This is a genomic window from Streptomyces sp. NPDC002044, from assembly GCF_040296725.1.
GTDB lineage: Bacteria > Actinomycetota > Actinomycetes > Streptomycetales > Streptomycetaceae > Streptomyces > Streptomyces antarcticus.
The window spans coordinates 1,625-4,838 of record NZ_JBEOXU010000261.1; the positions used below are offsets into that span (position 1 = coordinate 1,625).

The window sequence follows — 3,214 nt, forward strand, 5'->3', positions numbered from 1 at the left end:
ATGGGGTGATGGGTGGCTGGTCGTTGTTTGAGAACTACACAGTGGACGCGAGCATCTGTAGGCCAAGTTTTTAAGGGCACACGGTGGATGCCTTGGCACCAGGAACCGATGAAGGACGTGAGAGGCCGCGATAGGCCCCGGGGAGCTGCCAACTGAGCTTTGATCCGGGGGTGTCCGAATGGGGAAACCCGGCAGTCGTCATGGGCTGTCACCCACTGCTGAACACATAGGCAGTGTGGAGGGAACGCGGGGAAGTGAAACATCTCAGTACCCGCAGGAAGAGAAAACAACCGTGATTCCGGGAGTAGTGGCGAGCGAAACCGGATGAGGCCAAACCGTATGCGTGTGATACCCGGCAGGGGTTGCGCATGCGGGGTTGTGGGAATTCTTTTGATCGGTCTGCCGGCCGGTCGGCGAGTCAGAAACCGTTGATGTAGTCGAAGGACATGCGAAAGGTCCGGCGTAGAGGGTAAGACCCCCGTAGACGAAACATCAGCGGCTTGCTTAAGAATCTCCCAAGTAGCACGGGGCCCGAGAAATCCCGTGTGAATCTGGCGGGACCACCCGCTAAGCCTAAATATTCCCTGGTGACCGATAGCGGATAGTACCGTGAGGGAATGGTGAAAAGTACCGCGGGAGCGGAGTGAAATAGTACCTGAAACCGTGTGCCTACAAGCCGTGGGAGCGTCGCCGTTGTTCTTCGGAACACCGGTCGTGACTGCGTGCCTTTTGAAGAATGAGCCTGCGAGTTAGCGGTGTGTAGCGAGGTTAACCCGTGTGGGGAAGCCGTAGCGAAAGCGAGTCCGAATAGGGCGATTGAGTTGCACGCTCTAGACCCGAAGCGGAGTGATCTAGCCATGGGCAGGTTGAAGCGGAGGTAAGACTTCGTGGAGGACCGAACCCACCAGGGTTGAAAACCTGGGGGATGACCTGTGGTTAGGGGTGAAAGGCCAATCAAACTCCGTGATAGCTGGTTCTCCCCGAAATGCATTTAGGTGCAGCGTCACGTGTTTCTTGCCGGAGGTAGAGCACTGGATAGGCGATGGGCCCTACCGGGTTACTGACCTTAGCCAAACTCCGAATGCCGGTAAGTGAGAGCGTGGCAGTGAGACTGTGGGGGATAAGCTCCATGGTCGAGAGGGAAACAGCCCAGAGCATCGACTAAGGCCCCCAAGCGTACGCTAAGTGGGAAAGGATGTGGAGTCGCAGAGACAACCAGGAGGTTGGCTTAGAAGCAGCCACCCTTGAAAGAGTGCGTAATAGCTCACTGGTCAAGTGATTCCGCGCCGACAATGTAGCGGGGCTCAAGCGTACCGCCGAAGTCGTGTCATTGCAGCATGAGGGCCAACGCCCGCTGTGATGGGTAGGGGAGCGTCGTGTGCCGGGTGAAGCAGCAGCGGAAGCTAGTTGTGGACGGTTCACGAGTGAGAATGCAGGCATGAGTAGCGATACACACGTGAGAAACGTGTGCGCCGATTGACTAAGGGTTCCTGGGTCAAGCTGATCTGCCCAGGGTAAGTCGGGACCTAAGGCGAGGCCGACAGGCGTAGTCGATGGACAACCGGTTGATATTCCGGTACCCGCTTTGAAACGCCCAGTATCGAATCCATTGATGCTAAGGCCGTGAAGCCGTTCCGGAGCCTTCGGGCAAGGGAAAGTGGTGGAGCCGCCGGCCCAAGGTGGTAGTAGGTAAGCGATGGGGTGACGCAGGAAGGTAGTCCAGCCCGGGCGGTGGTAGTCCCGGGGTAAGGGTGTAGGCCGAGGGGTAGGCAAATCCGTCCCTCATTAAGGCTGAGACCTGATGCCGAGCCGATTGTGGTGAAGTGGATGATCCTATGCTGTCGAGAAAAGCCTCTAGCGAGTTTCATGGCGGCCCGTACCCTAAACCGACTCAGGTGGTCAGGTAGAGAATACCGAGGCGTTCGGGTGAACTATGGTTAAGGAACTCGGCAAAATGCCCCCGTAACTTCGGGAGAAGGGGGGCCATCACTGGTGATCGGATTTACTCCGTGAGCTGGGGGTGGCCGCAGAGACCAGCGAGAAGCGACTGTTTACTAAAAACACAGGTCCGTGCGAAGCCGTAAGGCGATGTATACGGACTGACGCCTGCCCGGTGCTGGAACGTTAAGGGGACCGGTTAGTCACATTTCGGTGTGGCGAAGCTGAGAACTTAAGCGCCAGTAAACGGCGGTGGTAACTATAACCATCCTAAGGTAGCGAAATTCCTTGTCGGGTAAGTTCCGACCTGCACGAATGGCGTAACGACTTCTCGACTGTCTCAACCATAGGCCCGGTGAAATTGCACTACGAGTAAAGATGCTCGTTTCGCGCAGCAGGACGGAAAGACCCCGGGACCTTTACTATAGTTTGATATTGGTGTTCGGTTCGGCTTGTGTAGGATAGGTGGGAGACTTTGAAGCAGCCACGCCAGTGGTTGTGGAGTCGCCGTTGAAATACCACTCTGGTCGTGCTGGATGTCTAACCTCGGTCCGTGATCCGGATCAGGGACAGTGTCTGATGGGTAGTTTAACTGGGGCGGTTGCCTCCTAAAGAGTAACGGAGGCGCCCAAAGGTTCCCTCAGCCTGGTTGGCAATCAGGTGTTGAGTGTAAGTGCACAAGGGAGCTTGACTGTGAGACCGACGGGTCGAGCAGGGACGAAAGTCGGGACTAGTGATCCGGCGGTGGCTTGTGGAAGCGCCGTCGCTCAACGGATAAAAGGTACCCCGGGGATAACAGGCTGATCTTCCCCAAGAGTCCATATCGACGGGATGGTTTGGCACCTCGATGTCGGCTCGTCGCATCCTGGGGCTGGAGTCGGTCCCAAGGGTTGGGCTGTTCGCCCATTAAAGCGGTACGCGAGCTGGGTTTAGAACGTCGTGAGACAGTTCGGTCCCTATCCGCTGTGCGCGTAGGAATATTGAGAAGGGCTGTCCCTAGTACGAGAGGACCGGGACGGACGAACCTCTGGTGTGCCAGTTGTCCTGCCAAGGGCATGGCTGGTTGGCTACGTTCGGGAGGGATAACCGCTGAAAGCATCTAAGCGGGAAGCCTGCTTCAAGATGAGTATTCCCACCTCCTTGAGAGGGTAAGGCTCCCAGTAGACGACTGGGTTGATAGGCCAGATGTGGAAGCCCGGTAACGGGTGAAGCTGACTGGTACTAATAGGCCGAGGGCTTGTCCTCAGTTGCTCGCGTCCACTGTGTTAGTTCTGAA

At 56.7% G+C, this 3,214-nt stretch carries 1 rRNA gene; it reads left to right on the forward strand.

Going from position 1 to position 3,214, the window contains the following annotated elements:
• Nucleotides 1-60: 60 nt before the first annotated feature.
• Nucleotides 61-3,183: ribosomal RNA gene (locus ABT106_RS31090) — 23S ribosomal RNA — on the forward strand.
• The last annotated feature ends 31 nt before the right edge of the window (nucleotides 3,184-3,214 follow it).